This is a genomic window from Marinobacter sp. M-5 (genome assembly GCF_032911545.1).
Classification (GTDB): domain Bacteria; phylum Pseudomonadota; class Gammaproteobacteria; order Pseudomonadales; family Oleiphilaceae; genus Marinobacter; species Marinobacter goseongensis.
In genome coordinates, this window is record NZ_JAWJEK010000005.1 from 13,185 (window position 1) to 33,408 (window position 20,224).

Below are 20,224 nucleotides of genomic sequence, written 5' to 3' on the forward strand. Positions count from 1 at the left end.
CCGCTGATGGCTCCTAACCTCGCTGATGGCTCTTCACAAACTCCCTGGCGTCCTTAACGGCGATCAGGGAGTTTTCTTTCATGGCCTTCAGTTCGTCGTCACCCAGGTAGAACATCATGTCGATGGAATGCCGGTAGTATCGGGTTGGCAGGTGGTTCAGGGCCACGCATATCACGTCGGTCAGGAAGTCGGCGTTGTCAGATTCCTCTCGGGTGGCATCGATGGCGTCCACCACCAATCGTTCATAAAAGTTATCGATCGCATCTCTGAGGGACATCTTTAACCTCCTGCCGCAGTGTTCGTCTTTTTATACAATAGATCCCCCGCGCCACCTTGTCATGGCCGCCCGCCCACGCATGAGCAGTTTTGCCAATTCGATTGGCAGCCGGCGTCATTACGCAGAACACCCCCAACCCGCTATGGTTGCATCATCGGCAGAGCATCCCGACACAATAATCATCAGAGGAACAGCAATGACCACCGAAGCGTATATCTTCGATGCAGTACGTACCCCGCGGGGTCGCGGCAAAAAAGACGGCTCACTTCACAGCGTGAAACCCATTTCACTGCTGACCACCGTTCTCAACGCACTGCAGGAGAGAAACAGTCTCGATACCGCACACGTCGATGACATCGTCATGGGCTGTGTGACGGCGGTGGGTGATCAGGGTGCCGACATTGCAAAAACCGCCGCACTGGCTGCCGACTGGGACGAAAAAGTCGCTGGTGTGACCCTGAACCGCTTCTGCGCTTCCGGGCTGGAAGCTGTCAACCTGGCCGCCATGAAGGTCCGCTCAGGCTGGGAAGACATGGTGGTCGCTGGTGGCGTCGAAGCCATGTCACGGGTGCCCATGGGCTCCGATGGCGGTGCCTGGGCCACCGACCCTGCCACCAACCTGCACACCGGCTTTATGCCCCAGGGCATCGGCGCTGACCTGATTGCCACCCTGGAAGGTTTCAGCCGCGAGGACGTAGACGGTTTTGCGGTGAAATCCCAGCAAAAGGCGGCCAATGCCTGGGCCAACGGTTACTTCGCCAAATCCATCATCCCGGTGACCGACCAGAACGGTGTGGTGATTCTTGACCAGGACGAGCAGATTCGTGGCGGCACCACGGTCGACTCCCTGGCGAGCCTGAAGCCGTCCTTCCAGATGATGGGCGAAATGGGCTTCGACGGCGTCGCGCGTGAGAAGTACCACTACGTGGAGAAGATCAACCACGTGCATCACGCCGGCAACTCTTCCGGCATCGTGGATGGCGCTACCGCCATGCTGATCGGCAGCGAAGCCAAAGGTAAAGCGTTGGGCCTGAAGCCGCGGGCACGCATTGTCGCCACCGCGGTCACCAGCACCGACCCCACCATCATGCTCACCGGCCCGGCTCCGGCCACCCGCAAGGCACTGGAAAAGGCGGGCATGACGGTTGATCAGATCGATCTGTTTGAAGTGAACGAAGCGTTTGCCTCGGTGGTTATGCGCTTCCAGAAAGAACTGTCTGTTCCGGATGAAAAAGTGAACGTCAACGGCGGCGCCATTGCCATGGGTCACCCGCTGGGCGCCACCGGCGCGATGATTCTCGGCACCCTGCTGGATGAGCTGGAGCGCCGTGATCTGCGGTTCGGCCTCGCCACCCTGTGCGTGGGCGGCGGCATGGGCATTGCCACCATCATCGAACGCGTCTGAGCCCGACACTTTTTCTGACAGGAGAACCGAATTATGAGCGCCATCCATTATGACCTGGGATCAGACCAGATTCTGACCCTCACCATTGATATGCCGGGCCAGTCCGCCAACACCATGAATGAGGATTTCCGCGCAGGCCTGACCGACACCGTCGCCAGGGTCAAGCAGGATCTCGACAACATCAAAGGTATTATCATCACCTCCGCCAAGAAAACGTTCTTTGCCGGCGGCGATCTGAAAGAACTGCACAAAGTCACCCGTAACGACGCCCAGGCTTTTGAAGACATGGTCAACGGCCTGAAAGCCGAAATGCGCGCCCTGGAGACCTGCGGCAAGCCGGTCGTGGCTGCCATTAACGGCACCGCGCTGGGCGGTGGCCTGGAGATTGCGCTGGCCTGCCACCATCGGGTGGTGCTGGATAACGACAGCATTCAGTTGGGCCTGCCGGAAGTTACCCTCGGGCTGCTGCCCGGTGGCGGTGGTACCCAGCGCCTGCCACGTATGATCGGACTGGAAGCGGCGTTTCCATTCCTGATGGAAGGTAAGAAGGTCAACCCGAAAGCGGCTCTGAAAGCGGGTATTGTCAGCGAACTGGCCACCTCCGCCGACGACATGATGCAGAAAGCGCGGGCCTTTATTGACGCCAACCCCAAGTGCCAGCAGCCCTGGGATCAGAAAGGCTTCAAACTGCCCGGTGGGGCACCTCACCACCCGGCGATGGCGCAGAAACTGGCCATTGCTCCGGCCATGCTCAAGCAGAAGACCAAAGGCTGCTACCCGGCACCGGAGCGCATTCTCTCGGCCGCCGTGGAAGGCGCCCAGGTAGACTTCGACAACGGCAGCCTGATTGAAACCCGCTATTTTGCCGAGCTGGTGATTGGTCAGGTGGCAAAAAACATGACCGGCACTTTCTGGTTCCAGCTTAACGCCATCAATGCCGGTGGCAGTCGCCCGGATGGTGTTGCCAAAGAAACCTTCAAGAAGGTCGGAGTACTGGGCGCGGGCATGATGGGCGCCGGCATAGCTTACTCAACGGCCACTCGCGGTATTGACGTCGTGCTGAAAGACGTCTCCGTTGAAAACGCCGAGAAAGGCAAAAGCTACTCCGAAAAGCTGCTGGCGAAAAAGGTCAGCCGTGGCCGCATGACCGAGGAGCAGAAAGCCGAGGTACTCGGTCGCATCAAGGCGACGGCTTTGGCGGATGATCTGGAAGGCTGTGACATGGTGATCGAGGCGGTGTTCGAGGACAGCTCCCTCAAGGCCAAAGTCACCCAGGAAGCGGAGCCAAAGCTGGTCAGCAACGGCATCTTTGCCTCTAACACCTCCACCATTCCCATCACCCAGCTGGCCGAGGCCTCCGCCTTGCCGGACAACTTCATTGGCCTGCACTTCTTCTCCCCGGTGGACAAGATGCAGCTGGTGGAGATCATTGTGGGTGCCAAAACCTCCGAGGATACGCTGGCGCGCGCGTTCGACTATGTCCAGCAGATCGGCAAGATTCCGATTGTGGTCAATGACAGCCGTGGTTTCTTCACGTCGCGGGTGTTCGGTACGTTTGTGAACGAAGGCATCTCCATGCTGGCCGAGGGCATCCACCCCTCCAGCATCGAAAATGCCGGTGTACTGGCGGGTATGCCGGTTGGCCCGCTGGCCATTTCGGACGAAGTCAGCCTGACTCTGATGCAGCACATCCGCGCCCAGAGTAAGAAAGACACAGAAGCGGCCGGCGGCACCTGGCAGCCACACCCGGCTGAAGCCGTCATCGACCAGATGGTCGACAAGCACAACCGCAAAGGCAAAGCCGCAGGTGCCGGATTCTACGAGTACCCGGCCAACGGCAAGAAGCAGCTGTGGCCGGAACTGGACACGCTGTTCGTGGACGCCGACAAGGCCCGCGACGTGGCGCTTCAGGACCTGAAAGATCGCATTCTGTTCATTCAGGCCATCGAAACCGTTCGCTGCCTTGAGGAGGGTGTGCTGAAAACCGTCGAGGATGCCAACATCGGCAGCATTTTCGGGATCGGCTACGCGCCCTGGACCGGCGGCGCTATCCAGTTCATCAACCAGTACGGTGTGCGTGCGTTTGCAGAACGCGCGAAAGCGCTGGCAGACACCTACGGTGAGCGATTTGCCCCGCCCGCCCTGCTGATCGAGAAAGCCGAGAACAACACCCTGTTCGAATAACGTTTCGAATCAGGAGTGTATCGAACCCCGCAAGGCCCTGCGCCCTGCGGGGTTTTTCGTGTTTGCCGGTTACGAACCTGACCACTTCATGGACAGATTGTCACGAACCGATACGCCCCGCCTATGGCAACCACTGGGGCCCTTGCCTACAATAAATCCAAGATCCAATCCGGCGATTCCGGCCTGGCGTATCTGTCAGAAGCAGTAAACACTGTACAGCTATCCCGCCCGGCGTACCGTTATCGCCACATACCGTCAGGTAGACTGTTTATGAGCATCGCGGAACGTTTGATCACCAGACACACGCCCCATCGGGCCCTGGGAAAAGGGATTGCCCTCAGCCTGCTGCTGGCACTGCCCTTCTCGTCCGTCGCGACTGTCGACACGGACGCCGAGTACAAGGCGGTCACGCCAACGGTCGATCAGGCCCGTGCCAACATTCTTATCGCCCGACAGCTCCAGTTCACCCATTTCCGTGATCTCGGCATTAACGATTCCCTGTCGGGCGACGTGTTTGACGCCTACCTCGACTATCTTGACGGGCAACGCATCTACCTGACCCAGGAAGACCTGCAGAAATTCTCGGCGATTCGCCTGGGCCTCGGCTCCGCCCTGAAAACCGGCCAGCTGCAGCCCGGTTTTGACATCTACAACCTGGTGCAGCAGCGCATTATTGAGCGCCTGAATTTTGCGCTTAACATCATCGACAACGGCATCGACAAGCTCGAGTTCGACACCAACGACACCATCCGGCTCGACCGCTCCGAAGGCGACTGGGAGCCCGACCGCGCAGCGCTGGATGCGCTGTGGGTCAAGAGGGTGAAGAATGCAGTGCTGGCCCAGCGGCTGAACAACACAGACGACGACGCCATTGAGGAGAGCCTGCGCCAGCGTTATGAAGGCCAACTGAAGCGCGCCTTTCAGGCTCGCAGTGAAGATGCCTTCCAGGCCTACATGAACGCCTTTGCCGGCATGTGGGACCCCCACACCTCTTACTTTTCGCCACGCACCTCGGAAAACTTCAACATTAATATGAGCCTGTCCCTTGAAGGCATCGGTGCCGTTCTGCAGGCAGACAACGAATACACCAAGGTGGTTCGGCTGGTTCCCGGCGGCCCGGCGTCCAAGCAAGGGCAACTGCAGCCAGCGGACCGCATTGTCTCGGTGACTCAGGATGACGAGGAAAAACCGGTCAACGTCATCGGCTGGCGTCTCGATGAAGTGGTGGATCTGATCCGTGGCCCCCGCGAGTCCACGGTCACGCTGGAAGTGATCCCCGCCAATGCCACCGACGAAACCGTTACCAAGGCCATTGCAATCAAGCGCGACAAGGTCAAGCTGGAAGAACAGAGCGCCAGCAAAGACGTGATCGACCTGGACCGGGGTGGGCAGAGCTATCGCATCGGGGTCATCAACATTCCCACCTTCTACGCCGATTTCCAGGCCATGCAGGCCGGTGATGCCAATTACAAGAGCACCACCCGGGATGTGCGCAATCTCATTGAAGAACTGAAAGAAGACGGCGTTGACGGTGTGGTGATGGACCTCCGTAACAACGGCGGCGGTGCGCTGCACGAAGCCAACGATCTGGTGGGTCTGTTTATTGACCGGGGCCCCACCGTGCAGATCCGCAATTCCAACAACGACGTGCAGGTGCTGACCGACGAAGATCCGGCCGTCGCTTACGATGGTCCGCTGGTGGTGCTGGTGAACCGGATGAGCGCATCGGCGTCAGAAATTTTTGCCGGCGCCATCCAGGATTACGGCCGCGGGCTGGTGGTCGGGTCGCAAACCTTCGGCAAAGGCACCGTGCAGGCCGTGCGCCCGCTCAATCACGGCCAGCTCAAAATCACCCAATCCAAGTTCTACCGGGTATCCGGGGGCTCCACCCAGCACAAGGGGGTGATTCCCGATATCGAGATTCCGTCCCGGGTTGATAAATCCCGCATTGGTGAAGACGCTCTCGATCACGCCCTGCCCTGGGACCAGATCGAGGCCGTGCCCCATGCGCGCTACTTCGACTTCAGCGGAATCATTGATGAGCTGCGCCAACGTCATGACGAACGCTTCGAGGAAAGCCCGGAATTCCGTCTGCTGCAGCAGGAAATCGACTTCCTCAAAGAGCAGCGGGCCACGGAATCAGTCAGCCTGAACCATGACGAGCGCAAGGCGCAGCAGTCCCAGATCGAGCGTACCCGACTGACCATTGCCAACGCCCGTCGCGAACTGCGCGGCGAAGAGCCGTTCGAGACTCTGGAAGAACTGGACGACTGGCAGGACGTTCGGGCCGCGGATCTGGACAACACCGATGAGGAACTCGACTTCATCATCCGTGAGGGTGGCCACATCATGGCCGATATGCTGGAGCTGGACCGCCGCATGGCGTCCATACTCAATCCCAAGCAACTTGCCGCTCAGGCACGCTGAGAGCGCCTGATAGCAGGCTGAGACCAGACCGACAGGGTAGCCCATGACGGCCAGAAAGGACGACGACCAGAAAAAAGCGCAGATGCTTCAGGGCATGCTTATGGACGCCATGCACGCCATGAAATCCCTGGAAGAGGTGGAAGGCCTGGAACAACAGGGAGACGAGGGTCGCGACCAGAAATCTCTGGTTAACCGGCTCGCCGGCATGACCGGCTCGGCACTGCGATTTGCCGCTCGCTCAACCGACACCTCACTGCGGGTCGGGCGGGCGCTGATCAACTCCCAGGACCAGCTGCGAATGATGCTGTCCGCCGGCCAGTCCCTGAAAGACATTCGCGAGGTGGCGGGACTCACGCTGTCGGAAATGAGCGAAGCCCTCAACCTGCGTGACAAATCGGTGCTGGAAGCCATAGAGAATGGCACCGCCACGCTCTCATTCGAGCTGATTCTGCGCCTGGCGGCACTGATAGCCCGCAATGATCCCATCCCGTTCATCCTGCGCACCACACGCAACTACAACCCGGAAGTCTGGCAGATTCTCAACGACTGGGGCGTGGGCCGGCTGCCACTGCAGTTCGAGCGGGAGCGCGAGTTCATCAATATATTCCGCCGCCATGACGACGCCCGTAACCTGTCGGATGAAGGCTTCCAGAAAGTACTGGAATTCACCCGCCAGAGCTTCGAGATGTCACTGCACTTTATCGAAGAGCAGGAACAGCAAACGGCAGCGCTGAAAGCCCAATACGAAGACTCAGCCGAATAATACCCGCATGCCGGTGATGTCCGGATTGTGAACCACCCCTTTCTCGGTCACGATGGCGTCAATCAGGCTCGCCGGCGTCACGTCGAACACCGGGTTGAACACATCGACGCCCTCCGGGGCGATCGGAACCCCCCTGATCTGTCGCACCTCACTGCCCTCACGCTCCTCGATGGGAATATCGCTACCTGAAGCCAACGACATATCGACGGTGCTGGAGGGCGCCACCACCATAAAACCGACCCGGTGATAACTGGCCAGCACCGCCAGACTGTAAGTGCCAATCTTGTTGGCCACGTCGCCATTGGCGGTGATGCGGTCCGCACCCACGACGATCCATTTCACTTCACCGCGAGCCAGGATCGCGGCTGCCGCGCCGTCGGCGTTGAGCGTCACAGGTATACCATCCCGCGCCAGTTCCCAGGCCGTCAGCCGGCTACCCTGCAGCCAGGGTCGGGTCTCATCGGCGTACACTTGCTTCAACAGCTTTTTCTCGTGAAGGCGGCGAATCACACCCAGCGCGGTGCCATAGCCACCGGTGGCGAGGGCGCCGGTGTTGCAGTGGGTCAGCACCGAAAACGGCGTATCCGCGGCCATGAACTCGAGGGCGCGATCCGCCATCGCCAGATTGGCTGACAGGTCCTCCTGGTGAATCTGCACCGCTTTCGCCGCCAGACATGTGATCGCCTCGTCGAGGGTCCGGCACCGGTGAAATTCCTTTTCCATGATCTGCAGCGCCCAGAACAGGTTGACCGCCGTCGGGCGGGAGGCCGCCAGTTCGCTGATGGCTTGGCGGATTTCCGCTTTCCAGTCACCTGCGCCGGCATGGCGTGCTGCCAGGGCGACGCCGTAGGCGGCACTGATGCCAATCGCCGGTGCGCCCCGCACCACCATGTCACGAATACACTGGGCCACACCTGAGGCACCCTCCAGCGTAATCCAGTGTTCCTCCATGGGCAGCAGGCGCTGGTCCAGCAACTCAAGGCTGCTGTCATGCCAGCGCATGGCCACCGTGCCGATGGCGCGCTGGTCAGAGGAATGGGTTGGCTCAGGCATGGACAGGCTCCAATCGACTCAATGGGATGAATTCCGGGCCGCCAGTATAACCGTCCATCCTGCCGGATTTGAATCACGGGCTGACTCGCCCTGCCGGCAGGGTAGTTCTCAACGCACCTGCTCGTTATACTTTCCGGCTACATTCTTCGGGAACGGCCTGTCAGGCAGGCGGCCCACACAAACAGCACCCAAAAGGCAGGGTACATGACGGCAGATACCATCACGGCAGCGGACATTCGCATTAACGCCCGCTGGCTTATCCCGGTGGAACCCGCAAACACCGTATTGCACCACCAGGCAGTCATCATCCAGGGCGATCGCATTGCCGCCATTGTGCCCCAGCACGAGGCCGACAGCCGGTTTCGCGCCCGCGAGACCAATGATCTGGCCTCCCATGTGGTACTGCCGGGGCTGATCAATATGCACGGCCATGCGGCCATGTCCTTGTTCCGCGGCCTCGCCGACGACCTGCCGTTGATGACCTGGCTGAATGACCACATCTGGCCCGCCGAGGGCGCCCATGTCAGTGAATCGTTCATTGCTGACGGCACCCAACTGGCCATGGCGGAGATGCTGCGAACCGGCACCACCACCTTTTCAGACATGTATTTCTTTCCGGAGGTTGCCGCCCAGCTGGCACACGATGCGGGTATGCGCGCGCAAGTCTGCTTTCCCCTGCTGGACTTCCCCACGCCCTGGGGCGCCGGCCCGGACGAATACCTGAGTAAAGGGGCTGCGTTTATCGAACAGTGGCAGGGCAACGAATACATCATGCCGGCTATCGGCCCCCACGCGCCCTATACCGTATCCGATGCGCCGTTGCGCCGCGCGGTAGCGCTTTCTGCTGAAACCGGCGCGCGCCTGCAGGTCCACCTGCACGAAACCGCATTCGAGGTGAATGAGGCCGTCGAGAAAAGCGGTCAGCGCCCAACCCGGCGCTTGGCGGAACTGGGCGTGTTGAACTCTCTCACCCAGTGCGTTCACATGACACAGATTGATGACAGCGATATCGAGCTGCTCACGCAGACCGGCGCCCATGTCATTCACTGCCCGGAATCCAATCTCAAGCTCGCCAGTGGCCTGTGCCCGGTACAGAAACTGACCGACGCCGGGGTCAATGTCGCCATCGGCACTGACGGCGCCGCCAGCAACAATAACCTGGACCTGTTCGGCGAGATGAACACCGCCGCCTTGGTGGCCAAAGTGGTCGCCGGCGACGCCGCCGCCCTGCCCGCTCACCATGCCATTGCCATGGCGACGCTGCACGGCGCCCGGGCGCTGGGTCGGGATCATGAGCTCGGCAGCCTGGCCGCCGGCAAACTGGCGGATCTCATTGCCGTGGACCTCAGCGATCCTTTCCTGCAGCCCGTGTACGATCCGGCGTCACACCTCGTATACAGTAATCACGGCCGCCAGGTAAGCCACAGCTGGATCAATGGCGTACCACAAGTACAGGACGGCCGTTTGACGCGGATAGACGTGCCGGATCTCATGCTCAGGGTCAAGTCCTGGTCTGAGCGCATCGGACAACACTGAGCCCGGCGGACGCCCCGGATGGAATTCGTCCACGACCTTATTATGAATCAGGCAGAAACGACCATGAGTAACCACAACGTAGACCAGAACGAAATTGCCAAGTTTGAAGCGCTGGCCAGCCGCTGGTGGGACCCGACCAGCGAATTTCGCCCCCTGCACGACATCAACCCGTTGCGCCTGAACTACATTGACGAGCGGGCGCCCCTGGCCGGCAAGCGGGTGCTGGACGTGGGTTGCGGAGGCGGCCTGCTGTCCGAGGGCATGGCCCGCCGTGGCGCGCAGGTTACCGGCATCGACATGGGCGAGGCCCCGCTGTCCGTGGCCCGGCTGCACGGTCTGGAGAGTGGTGTCAAAGTGGACTACCGCCAGATTACGGTGGAAGAGCTGGCGCAGGACCCGGAGCAGGCCGGCCAGTATGATGTGGTTACCTGCCTGGAGATGCTTGAGCACGTGCCGGATCCGGCTTCGGTCATTCGGGCCTGTGCCTCCATGCTGAAACCGGGCGGCCACCTGTTTGTGTCCACCATCAACCGCAACCCGAAATCTTTCCTGTTTGCCATCGTGGGTGCGGAATATGTGCTGCGCCTGCTGCCCAAGGGCACGCACGAATGGAAGAAATTCATTCGCCCGTCGGAAATGTCCGACCACCTGCGCCACGCCGGGCTGGATATCCGGGAACTCACCGGCATGACCTACAACCCGGTGACCAAGGTGTACCGTCTCGGCCGGGACGTGGACGTGAATTACATGATGCACGCTGTGGACGACCGCGAAGGTAACGGCGGCGAATGAGCGCCTCCGTACCCACCGGCCCGGCTCATGCCTCATCGGGCGCGCCCTCCACCGTGCTGTTCGATCTGGACGGCACGCTGATCGATACCGCACCGGATTTCATTCGCTGCCTCAATCAATTGCGCATCCAGCATGGCCTGACGCCGCTGCCGGCGGCCACCATTCGTCGCTCAGTCTCGAATGGCGCACGGGCCATGGTCCGGGTCGGTTTTGGTCTGGAGCCGGAGCACCCGGACTACCTGGACAAGCACACGGCCTTTCTCGATCTCTATGAGGAAGGCGTTGCCATCGAGACCCGGCTGTTTGACGGTATGGACGCCATTCTCAGTGATCTGGAATCGCGGGGCATTCCCTGGGGCATCGTCACCAACAAGCCGGTGCGTTTTGCCGAGCCGCTGGTGGCGGCACTGGGTCTTGCCGAGCGCTGCGCCGTGGTGATCTGCCCAGACCATGTAACCCACCGCAAACCCCACCCGGAAGCGCTCCACCTGGCCTGCGAGCGCATCGGTGCGGCCCCCGATACGGGCATCTACGTAGGCGACCACGAACGTGACATTGAAGCGGGCCGGAACGCCGGCATGAAAACCATCGCCGTGCGCTATGGCTACATCGAAGAGCCACACACCGTTGATCTGTGGCAAGCAGACCTGATAGCCGACACCGTCCACGACCTGGCAAAGCTGTTACAATAGCGTCCTACCAGAACGTTGGATTCGTCGGTTTTTCCGAACGGTTTCCCCTACAAGGAGACAGGTTATGCAAGATTACCAGGCACCGGCTGATTTATTGAAAGATCGCATTATTATGGTGACAGGCGCGGGCAGCGGCATCGGGCGCGCAGCAGCCAGGTCCTTTGCGGCCCACGGCGCCACAGTGATCCTGCTGGGCCGGACCGTATCCAAGCTGGAATCCCTGTACGATGAAATTGAGGCAGCCGGCCACCCCAAGCCCGCCATCGTTCCGATGAATCTCGAGGGCGCCGCGGTCAAAGAATACGAAGAGCTCGCCATGACCATCGAGGACAACTTCGGGCAGCTGGATGGCCTGCTGCATAACGCCGCAATTCTCGGCAGCCGCAGCCCGGTCGAGCTGTACGATCCCGAAACCTGGAACAAGGTAATGCACGTCAACGCCACCGCACCGTTCCTGCTGACCCGGGCGATGATTCCGCTGCTGCGCAAATCCGCTGACGCCTCGGTGATTTTTACCTCCTCCGGGGTGGGCCGCAAAGCCAAGCCCTACTGGGGCGCCTACGCGGTGTCGAAGTTCGCGCTGGAAGGCCTCAGCCAGCTGCTGGCCGAAGAGCTGGACGACGAGCGTCACAATGTTCGGGTCAACAGCCTTAACCCCGGTGCTACCCGCACCAATATGCGTGCCCATGCCTACCCGGCCGAGAACCCTCAACAGAACCCGGCACCGGAAGATCTGATGCCCAGCTACCTTTACCTGATGGGCAAAGACAGCGCGGATGTGACCGGCCAACAACTGGACGCCCAGCCGAAATAATGGAACTGCTGTTTTACACCACCTCACAGTGCCACCTGTGTGAACTGGCAGAAGCCCTGCTCGTAAACACTCCTATACCCGCGCCCGTTCCGGTGGATGTGGTGGACATTGCCCAATCGGAAGCACTGGTGGAACGCTACGGCACCCGCATCCCGGTGTTGCGCCGCAACGATACCGGAGCCGAGCTGGACTGGCCGTTTGACCGGGATCAGTTACTCACCTTCTTGCAATGAGGACACCCTGACATGTTGATGGTTATATCCCCGGCGAAAACCCTGGATTACGAAAGCTCGCTGGCCACCGAGCAGCACAGCCAGCCCGATTTTCTGGACGACGCCTGTGAACTGGTGGATCAGCTCAAGACCCTCGAGCCCCATCAGGTCAGCAATCTGATGAGCATCAGCGACAAACTCGGGCAGCTCAACGCCGAGCGTTTCCAGCAGTGGAAAACGCCGTTCACCCCGGACAACGCGCGCCAGGCCATTCTGGCCTTCAAGGGTGATGTGTACACCGGTCTCGACGCAGAGCGCTTCAGTGACAAGGAGTTCGAGTTTGCCCAGAAGCACTTGCGCATGCTGTCCGGCCTGTACGGAGTACTCAAGCCTCTCGACCTGATGCAGCCCTACCGGCTGGAAATGGGCACCCGCTTCGAGAACACCCGCGGCAAAGACCTGTATGCCTTCTGGGGCGATCGCATTACCCGGGAACTGAATCGCCTGCTGGAAGCGGACGACGGTGTGCTGGTGAATCTGGCGTCCAATGAGTATTTCAAGAGCGTGCGCAAGAAAGAACTCAATGGCCGCCTGGTCACACCCCAGTTCAAAGACTGGAAGAACGGCCAGTACAAGATGATCAGTTTCTACGCCAAAAAAGCCCGAGGCCTGATGTGCCGTTACGCCATTGAAAACGGCATCACCCAGGCAGACGACCTCAAGGGATTCAATCTCGAAGGCTACTATTTCAGCCCGGAGCAATCCGACCAGAACAACTGGCTCTTCCTGCGGGACGAGCAGTAACACCGATCACGTTGTGGAGTCCTGAATGAACGAAGCTGTATTTTCCCAGATTGCCATGCTGGTGCTTCTGACCGGCCTGATTGTCTGGATGGGCATTATCGTCTGGGATCTGGCCAAGAAATCCCAGGCCGGTCGGTTCGGCACCCTTGCCCTGTTCACCGTGCTGGGCGCTGGCGTGGTTGGATTTATCGTCAAAACTGTGATGGTGGAGATCTTGCAGATCTGACGTGACGCTGCCGCCACCACTTTACGGCCACGGACCCGTGGCCGTATCATCCTCTCCCCGATTTCTGAAACTCTGACAAGGACCGACCCTGATGTGGTTTCGTAATGCCCGTGTGTTCCGTTTTACCAAGCCCTTCGATATTTCCGCTGAAGCCCTGGAAGAAAAACTGCAAGGCGACGCATTCAAACCCTGCGGTCCCCAGGAAACCACCCGGCAAGGCTGGGTACCGCCGCTTGGCAAACACAGCGACATGCTGGTGCACAGCACCAACGGATACCACCTGATCGCCCTGCGCAAGGAAGACAAGATCCTGCCAGGCTCTGTGGTCAAAGAGATCGTGGAAGAGCGCGCCGAAGCCATCGAGATCGAGCAGAGCCGCAAGGTACGGCGCAAAGAGAAGGATGAAATCAAAGAACAGGTCATGCTGGAAATGCTGCCCCAGGCTTTTTCCAAAAACCATCGCAGCTTTGCTTATCTGGCGCCCCAGGATGGACTGCTGGTGGTAGACGCGGGTTCCTCGAAACAGGCCGAAGATCTGGCCTCGTTCCTGCGTAAAAGCCTCGGCTCGCTGCCGGTTCGCCCCCCTGCGGTAGAGCAGGCGCCCGCGTTTACCTTTACCGGCTGGCTCAATGAAAGCATTGATCTGCCGGGCACCATCGAGCTGGGCACCGAGTGTGAACTGAAAGACCCGTCAGAGGACGGTGGCGTGGTGCGCTGCAAAGGGCTGGACCTGAAAGCCGACGAGATTCGTAACCATCTGGACGCCGGGATGCAGGTCACCAAGCTGTCCCTCACCTGGGAAGACAACCTGTCCTTTGTGCTGGATGAGGAACTGGGCATCAAACGCCTGAAGTTCGGCGATACCCTGCAGGAAAAGCTGGACGACGTGGACGCCGACGACGCGGCCGCCCGTTTCGATGCTGCGTTCGCGCTGATGACCCTGGAACTGGCGCGTCTGATTCCCGGCCTGCTCGAGGCCCTGGGCGGAGAAGACCGCTCGGCGATCATCGAAGAGAGCTGAGCACGGCCCAATGCCGTGACGGCTCTGCGTTACCCTGGTCAGTGGGACTGCCGGCGAAGGCGCTCCCGCTGCCAGTCTTTTTCAGGCTCGTTAAGCACCAGCCGCAGATCCATCACTTCCTCTTCCGCGTTGTACTGGACCTCGAACCCCAGGTGGTCTGCGAGATGCAGCATGGGCCGGTTGTCCGGTAGTACATTGCCCACCATTTCCACGGTGCCACGGGCGCGGCAGTAATCAATCATCTTCTGCATCAACGCCACTCCCAGGCCCTCACCTTTCATCTTGTCATGCACCATCACGGCAAATTCGCACTGCAGGTTATCGGCGTCCGTCCAGACCCGTACCGTGCCCAGGGTTTCCTCGCCCTCGCCGTCTTCCCGCGGGGCGTTGGCAATGAACACCATCTCCCGGTCATAATCGATTTGCACCATCTGCGCCACGTCCTCACGGGAGAAGTGTTTGCGGTATTGAAAAAAGCGGTAGCGGATGGACTCCGGCGATTGCAGTTCGTGGAACGCCCGATGGGCGGGCTCGTCTTCGGCCAGTACCGGGCGCAACACCACCCGGCGACCGGATTTGGGCAGCACGATCCACTCTTCCAGTTCCTTCGGATACGGCTGTATGATCGGCCGGCCGGGCTTGTCCGCAAGATCGATTGCCACATTGACCGCCACAGCGCCACTCTCGTTGAACAACAGCGGCGATATTTCCAGCCCGCGTATCTCGGGAATGTCGATTACGATCTGGGATAACGTGACCAGGGTTTCCGAGACGGCGCGAATATCTTCATCGGGCCTCAGGCTGTTTTCTTCCAGCAGTTTGTACATGTAGGTCCGGCGCAGCAACTCCCGCGCCAGCACCATGTTCAGCGGCGGCAGGGCAATCTGCCGATCTGTCATCACATTGATCTGCGCGCCCGCAGCGCCACAGACGACGAGGGGGCCGAACACCGGATCACGGGTGATACCCACACTGAACTCGATACCCCCGACATGTTGATAAGCTCGCTGAACGGCGAACCCCAGGAACCCGCTGCCCGGGAAATGGTATTGATACTCTTCCATCAGAACCCGGCAGCAATCGATGATGGCCGCCTCACTGTTGAGCTTCTGCATGGTGCCCTTGAACCGCCGCTGACCGGTGCTCAGCTCCTGGAACGGGTAACACGCCTGTTGGTGAATCACCGTGATGTCCACCGGGCGCCGCTCCACGGCAAACGCCTCGAGCACCTCTTCCACGTCATCACAATAGATGGTCTCGATGGTGTTGATGCCGTAATCACGGATCACGTCCCTGGCCTCGCGGCTGGACAGGTGCATGCGCCCGGCCCGCATGGCCGCCATTACCACCCGGCGTGTCTGTGTGCGGTCTTCGAAATGATCGGTAAAGGACTCCGGCGTCTCAGTCAGCAGGCGCTGAACCCGCTGGTGACGAACGTGCTGCATGAACGCCATGACCGCCTTCTCCGGATTGAAGAATGACGGCAGGCCGGCACGGTAGAACTCTTCACGGGCGTCCATCACCGTGCTCTGCCCCAGCCAGCAGGTGAACACATTCAACCGCGTACCTTTGGCTGCCTGTACCACCGCATCGGCAATCTGCAGGCTGTCTTCGGTCAGGCTGGGCGCGTACATCACCAGCACGTTGGCCACTTCCGGATCACGCGCCAGAACCTTGATCGCCTCCGCGTAAAGCGCCGGTGAAGCATCGTAGTTCAGGTCGATGGGGTTCTTGCGGGTCCAGTACGGCGGCAGGTGTTCCGCCAGTGCCTCGATGGTCTGCTCCGACAGCGGTGCCAGCTCACCCCCCAGGTCTGCCAGCCTATCCACCGCCAGCACCCCGGGACCGACGCCATTGGCCATGATCGCCAGGGTCTCGCGGCGCAGCGGGCGCATGCGAGTGAGGGTTTCCAGGGCGTCGAACATCTGCCCGAGGCCGTCGACCCGCAACACACCGGCGCGCTGCAGCATCGCATCGTAGATGGGATCGCTGCGCTTCAGGCCTGCCGGCAACTGATGGGGAAACCATTCCGATTCCGGAACACGGCCGCTTTTCACAGCGATCACCGGCTTGGTGCGGGAGGCAACCCGAACGGCCGACATGAACCGGCGCGGGTTGGGAATGTTCTCGATGTGCAGCAGAATAGCGCGGGTCTGGCTGTCCTGGGCCAGGTAATCGATCAGATCGTCGTGATCAATGTCCATGCCATCGCCCAGAGTCAGGAAGTAGGAGAACCCCACCCCCCGGGCGAAGGCCCAGTCAATCACCGAGCTGGCAATGGTGCCGGACTGCCCCACGAACGCGACCTTGCCCGGAATCGCCCCCATATGGGCATAGGTGGCGTTGAGACTCCGGGCGGGCACCATCAGGCCGATGGTGTTGGGCCCGAGTACCCGGATACCGGTTTCCCGGGCCGCGTCCCGCACCGAATACATCAGCGGCTGGCCAGTCTTGCTGTGGGTCCGGGACATGCCGCCGGTCATCACAATCGCCGTGCGCACCCCGGCCTCACCCAGCCGACGCACCATCTTTGGCACCGTATCCGGCGGCGTACAAATAATGGCCAGATCCGGGCTGAACTCCATTTTCGACACTTTGCGCACGCAAGGTACACCGTGCACGTTGTCGTAATCGTTCTGGTTCACCACCAGCAACTGGCCTGGATAACCGCCTCCCAGCAGGTTACGCAGCACCATGCCGCCCAGGTTGTCTGCGCGCTCCGACGCACCGGTCACCACGATAGATGAAGGATTGAAAAGACTTTCCAGATACCGGGTGCTCAAACGCACGCTCCTTGCTGATTCCAGTCGTTGACGAGGCTACCCTTATCTTAGGCGCTTGGCCTCTGATGTAAAATGCCGAGCACCGGCCTAAGACCAAAGAAACACGGCAACAACGTACTATCCCTGATAACATTGATGAAAATACAAGCAGAACCCAAGCACGCAAAACGAACGTTGTCAGGATTCGTATGACCACAGCCTTTTTCTCTCATGATGACTGCCTGAAACACACCATGGGTCCGGAACACCCCGAGTCACCGGAGCGCATTGCAGCCATCATCAGTCACCTTGCCGACACCGGCGTCGGGGATGTGCTGGATTGGGTTCGCCCGGACGAAATCACCCGGGATCAGCTGCTGACCGTTCACCCCGAGAAATACCTGCACCAGCTTGAGCTGATTCAACCGACCCGCGGCCGCGTGTTCACCGATCCGGACACCGCCATGATGCCCGACACCCTGCGCGCGGCCCGCCTGGCCGCCGGCGGCAATATTGAGGCGGTCGACATGGTACTGAGCAGCCAGGTGACCAATGCGTTTGTGTGCGCCCGCCCGCCGGGACACCACGCCGAGCGCAGCAAATCCATGGGATTCTGCTTTTACAACAACATTGCCCTGGCGGCGATGCGGGCCCTCACCTTCCATCATCTGGAGCGGGTCGCGATCATCGATTTCGACGTGCACCAGGGTAACGGTACCGCCGATATTGTCGGGGGCGACGAGCGCATTCTCATGTGCTCCAGTTTCCAACACCCCTTCTACCCCCACTCCCATGTGCATCGCCAGCCGGAGAACATCGTCAACATCCCGATTGAATCCGACTGCTCGGCACTGGCCTATCGCAAGGCGGTGGAAGCGGGCTGGCTGAAAAAACTGCAGGATTTCCGGCCGCAACTGGTGCTGATCTCGGCCGGCTTTGACGGCCACCGGCTGGACCCGATGGCGGAGCTGAATCTGGAAGTGGACGACTATCGCTGGCTGACGGAAATGATTGTCAGCGTGGCCAGCGACCACGCCAATGACCGCATCATTTCAACCCTGGAAGGCGGTTACCATTTGCGTGCACTGGCGGAAAGTGTCAATGCGCATCTGGAAGTGCTGAGCGCGGTGCACTAGCCGGCAAAGCCGGACTCATAACCGTTGGCCTGCTGCAGTTCCGGGCGCTCGCCCTCGCGCTGCAGACGAATGGTTGTGCGTCGGTTGTCCGCCGCGCGGTTAGACACCGGGTACTGATCCGCATGGGCCCGAACCGTGATCAGATCCTGCGGCACCCCCTGCTCAATCAGGTAATCCGCCACCGCGTTAGCGCGCTTTTCTGACAACGCCCGGTTGTCAATGCGGCTGCCGGAACCGTCGGTATGACCATCCACGAAAATACGCTCAATGGTGGAATCCGCCCGCACGTAGGTCACGATGTTGTCCAGCAGGGTCCGGTCACCGTCCGACAGGCTGGTGCTGCCTGCCCGGAACGGAACCCTGGAACGCTTGATCTGGTCGTAATTCACCGGCAACAGACCCGCGGTGCACTGACGATAACGGCCGAACTCGCTGGCAAAATTGATGTTCGACACCCTGACCCGTACCGGACGGCTGTCATACCAGGATTGCCGGGTCACCGTGGGCATCATGCCGTCCAGCAACCCCTGAGCGATGACCATAGCCTGTCGGGCGCCCAGCGCCACCGGGCGGCGGCCCTCACCCACATCAATGGTGCCCATCTTGCGCGGTGCCGCTCCGGGCCGCCAAGGCGGCGCCTCGACCGCCAAACTGCCACGGCCCGGCCGCATCAATGCGGTATCAGACTCGAGAATGAACGATAACTGCTCACCGGCCTTATGGCGAAAAATGGCGCGACCGTAGCCCGGCACCTCATGCACCAGAGCGCATTCGAAGACCGATTCGGAGACATACCACTGGCTGTTTTCGATGCCGGCACCAAAGCTGGAAGACTGCGCCAAACCACTGGCACCCGCCATCAGTGCGCCGGTCAGCGCAGCCGCGCGGGGAAACAAGGCTGATTGTTTGGCCATAACATCAATCCGTCAGTATCTGGGTCACTGATCGTTTAACGGCAGCGGGAAACCTTTCTTTAGGTATTCGGCAGAAACAAACACCCAGCGCATCTGGTATAATTCCGCCAAATTTTTGGCCGGCGCATGCCCGGCCCCGGACTGCGCGGAAAAACACCGAATGACTGACACCCTGACCATCACCCGCCCTGACGACTGGCACCTGCACGTTCGCGACGGCGCCGTGCTCAACGACGTGGTGCCCGCCACCGCCCGGTGTTTTGGCCGTGCCATCATCATGCCGAATCTGGTGCCGCCGGTGACCACCGCGGACGCTGCACTGGCTTACCGGCAGCGGATCGTGACGGCCGCCGGCAACCTGCCGTTCGAGCCACTGATGACCCTGTACCTGACCGAGTCCACCACCGCAGAGGACATTCGCGAGGCCAAAGCTGCCGGGGTTGTTGCTGCCAAGTTGTACCCAGCGGGTGCCACCACCAACTCCGCCTCAGGCGTGACCGACATCCGCAATATTTACCCGGTACTCGAGGCCATGGCCGACTGCGGCCTGTTGCTGCTGGTGCATGGGGAGGTGACCGATGCAGACATTGATATCTTCGATCGCGAGAAAGTCTTTCTTGAGCGGGTGCTGGCGCCCACGCTGGAGGCCTTCCCAGCATTGAAAGTCGTGCTGGAGCACATCACCACCGCCGATTCCGTCGAGTTCGTGCGCAGCCACACCGGCGACAACCTGGCCGCGACCCTGACACCCCAGCACCTGATGTATAATCGCAACCACATGCTGGTAGGCGGCATCCGCCCTCACCTTTACTGCCTGCCGATCCTGAAGCGCAACCTTCATCAGCGCGCCCTGCAGGATGCAGTGATCAGCGGCGACAAACGGTTTTTCCTGGGTACCGATTCCGCCCCCCACGCCCGTGACAAAAAAGAGGCTGCCTGCGGCTGCGCCGGGTGCTACTCGGCCTTCGGTGCCATCAGCCATTACGCCGACATTTTCGAGGAACTGGGAGTGCTGGACAAGCTGGAGGCCTTCGCCAGTTTCCACGGCGCGGACTTTTACGGCCTGCCCCGCCACTCTGACACCATTACCCTGACCAGAGAGCCATGGACCATGCCGGCGGAACTGCCGCTTTCCGACGGTTCGATTGTCCCGCTGCGCGCGGGCGAAACCATCAACTGGAAACTGGCATCCGCCTGAATCAGGCA

General features: G+C 60.4%; 18 protein-coding genes. 14 read left to right on the plus strand and 4 right to left on the minus strand.

Features of this window, described 5'->3' with window-relative positions; all coding sequences use genetic code 11:
- Positions 1-13: 13 nt before the first annotated feature.
- Positions 14-277 carry a late competence development ComFB family protein gene (locus R0125_RS16175; RefSeq protein ID WP_248184907.1) on the minus strand — a complete coding sequence of 88 codons (264 nt, stop codon included), beginning with the start codon at positions 275-277 and terminating at the stop codon, positions 14-16.
- A 196-nt stretch (positions 278-473) separates the two neighbouring features.
- Here R0125_RS16175 and R0125_RS16180 point away from each other — a divergent pair, with 196 nt between their 5' ends.
- The 4 genes from R0125_RS16180 (at position 474) to R0125_RS16195 (ending at position 7,056) form a co-directional block, all read left to right on the plus strand.
- Positions 474-1,682, plus strand: coding sequence for an acetyl-CoA C-acetyltransferase (locus R0125_RS16180; protein WP_317238814.1), 1,209 nt, complete (start codon positions 474-476; stop codon positions 1,680-1,682).
- A 33-nt stretch (positions 1,683-1,715) separates the two neighbouring features.
- On the plus strand, positions 1,716-3,866 hold the full coding sequence (locus R0125_RS16185; protein ID WP_317238815.1) for a 3-hydroxyacyl-CoA dehydrogenase NAD-binding domain-containing protein: 2,151 nt from the start codon (positions 1,716-1,718) through the stop codon (positions 3,864-3,866).
- Positions 3,867-4,136: 270 nt separating this feature from the next.
- On the plus strand, positions 4,137-6,293 hold the full coding sequence (locus R0125_RS16190; protein WP_248184912.1) for a carboxy terminal-processing peptidase: 2,157 nt from the start codon (positions 4,137-4,139) through the stop codon (positions 6,291-6,293).
- 43 nt (positions 6,294-6,336) lie between these two features.
- Positions 6,337-7,056 (plus strand): helix-turn-helix domain-containing protein, encoded by a 720-nt coding sequence (locus R0125_RS16195; protein ID WP_248184914.1) that lies wholly within the window; start codon positions 6,337-6,339, stop codon positions 7,054-7,056.
- On the opposite strand, the gene mtnA is transcribed toward R0125_RS16195, so the two are convergent.
- Positions 7,045-8,109 (minus strand): S-methyl-5-thioribose-1-phosphate isomerase, encoded by a 1,065-nt coding sequence (mtnA, locus tag R0125_RS16200; protein WP_248184916.1) that lies wholly within the window; start codon positions 8,107-8,109, stop codon positions 7,045-7,047. The genes R0125_RS16195 and mtnA overlap by 12 nt on opposite strands.
- A gap of 204 nt (positions 8,110-8,313) precedes the next feature.
- Between mtnA and R0125_RS16205 the strand changes: the two genes are divergently transcribed.
- The 8 genes from R0125_RS16205 to rdgC all read left to right on the plus strand — a co-directional run bounded on the left by R0125_RS16205 (position 8,314) and on the right by rdgC (position 14,206).
- Complete coding sequence (locus R0125_RS16205; RefSeq protein WP_317238816.1) at positions 8,314-9,645, plus strand: TRZ/ATZ family hydrolase; 1,332 nt, start codon at positions 8,314-8,316, stop codon at positions 9,643-9,645.
- A gap of 63 nt (positions 9,646-9,708) precedes the next feature.
- Positions 9,709-10,437 (plus strand): bifunctional 2-polyprenyl-6-hydroxyphenol methylase/3-demethylubiquinol 3-O-methyltransferase UbiG, encoded by a 729-nt coding sequence (gene ubiG, locus R0125_RS16210; protein ID WP_248184921.1) that lies wholly within the window; start codon positions 9,709-9,711, stop codon positions 10,435-10,437.
- The gene (gene gph, locus R0125_RS16215) at positions 10,434-11,129 is read left to right on the plus strand and encodes a phosphoglycolate phosphatase (RefSeq protein WP_317238817.1); all 696 of its coding nucleotides are present in this window, start codon (positions 10,434-10,436) and stop codon (positions 11,127-11,129) included. The genes ubiG and gph overlap by 4 nt, the downstream gene beginning before the upstream one ends.
- A gap of 64 nt (positions 11,130-11,193) precedes the next feature.
- Positions 11,194-11,943, plus strand: coding sequence for a YciK family oxidoreductase (locus R0125_RS16220; protein WP_248184924.1), 750 nt, complete (start codon positions 11,194-11,196; stop codon positions 11,941-11,943).
- Positions 11,943-12,176 (plus strand): glutaredoxin family protein, encoded by a 234-nt coding sequence (locus R0125_RS16225; RefSeq protein WP_317238818.1) that lies wholly within the window; start codon positions 11,943-11,945, stop codon positions 12,174-12,176. The genes R0125_RS16220 and R0125_RS16225 overlap by 1 nt, the downstream gene beginning before the upstream one ends.
- Positions 12,177-12,188: 12 nt before the next feature.
- Positions 12,189-12,959, plus strand: coding sequence for a peroxide stress protein YaaA (gene yaaA / locus R0125_RS16230; protein ID WP_248184929.1), 771 nt, complete (start codon positions 12,189-12,191; stop codon positions 12,957-12,959).
- 25 nt (positions 12,960-12,984) lie between these two features.
- Positions 12,985-13,185, plus strand: coding sequence for a DUF2788 domain-containing protein (locus R0125_RS16235; RefSeq protein WP_248184930.1), 201 nt, complete (start codon positions 12,985-12,987; stop codon positions 13,183-13,185).
- Positions 13,186-13,276: 91 nt separating this feature from the next.
- Positions 13,277-14,206 (plus strand): recombination-associated protein RdgC, encoded by a 930-nt coding sequence (gene rdgC, locus R0125_RS16240; RefSeq protein ID WP_317238819.1) that lies wholly within the window; start codon positions 13,277-13,279, stop codon positions 14,204-14,206.
- Positions 14,207-14,244: 38 nt separating this feature from the next.
- On the opposite strand, the gene R0125_RS16245 is transcribed toward rdgC, so the two are convergent.
- Entirely contained in the window at positions 14,245-16,989 is a 2,745-nt protein-coding gene (locus R0125_RS16245; RefSeq protein ID WP_317238820.1) for a GNAT family N-acetyltransferase, read from the minus strand.
- A 188-nt stretch (positions 16,990-17,177) separates the two neighbouring features.
- On the opposite strand from R0125_RS16245, the gene R0125_RS16250 reads away from it, so the two are divergent.
- Positions 17,178-18,104, plus strand: coding sequence for a histone deacetylase family protein (locus tag R0125_RS16250; protein ID WP_248184935.1), 927 nt, complete (start codon positions 17,178-17,180; stop codon positions 18,102-18,104).
- Here the strand turns inward: R0125_RS16250 and R0125_RS16255 are convergent.
- A complete protein-coding gene (locus R0125_RS16255; protein ID WP_317238864.1) occupies positions 18,101-18,964 on the minus strand; it encodes a flagellar protein MotY in 864 nt (287 codons plus the stop codon). The two genes, R0125_RS16250 and R0125_RS16255, sit on opposite strands and share 4 nt — an antisense overlap.
- Positions 18,965-19,178: 214 nt before the next feature.
- Between R0125_RS16255 and pyrC the strand changes: the two genes are divergently transcribed.
- Positions 19,179-20,216 (plus strand): dihydroorotase, encoded by a 1,038-nt coding sequence (gene pyrC, locus R0125_RS16260; protein ID WP_317238821.1) that lies wholly within the window; start codon positions 19,179-19,181, stop codon positions 20,214-20,216.
- Positions 20,217-20,224 lie beyond the last annotated feature (8 nt).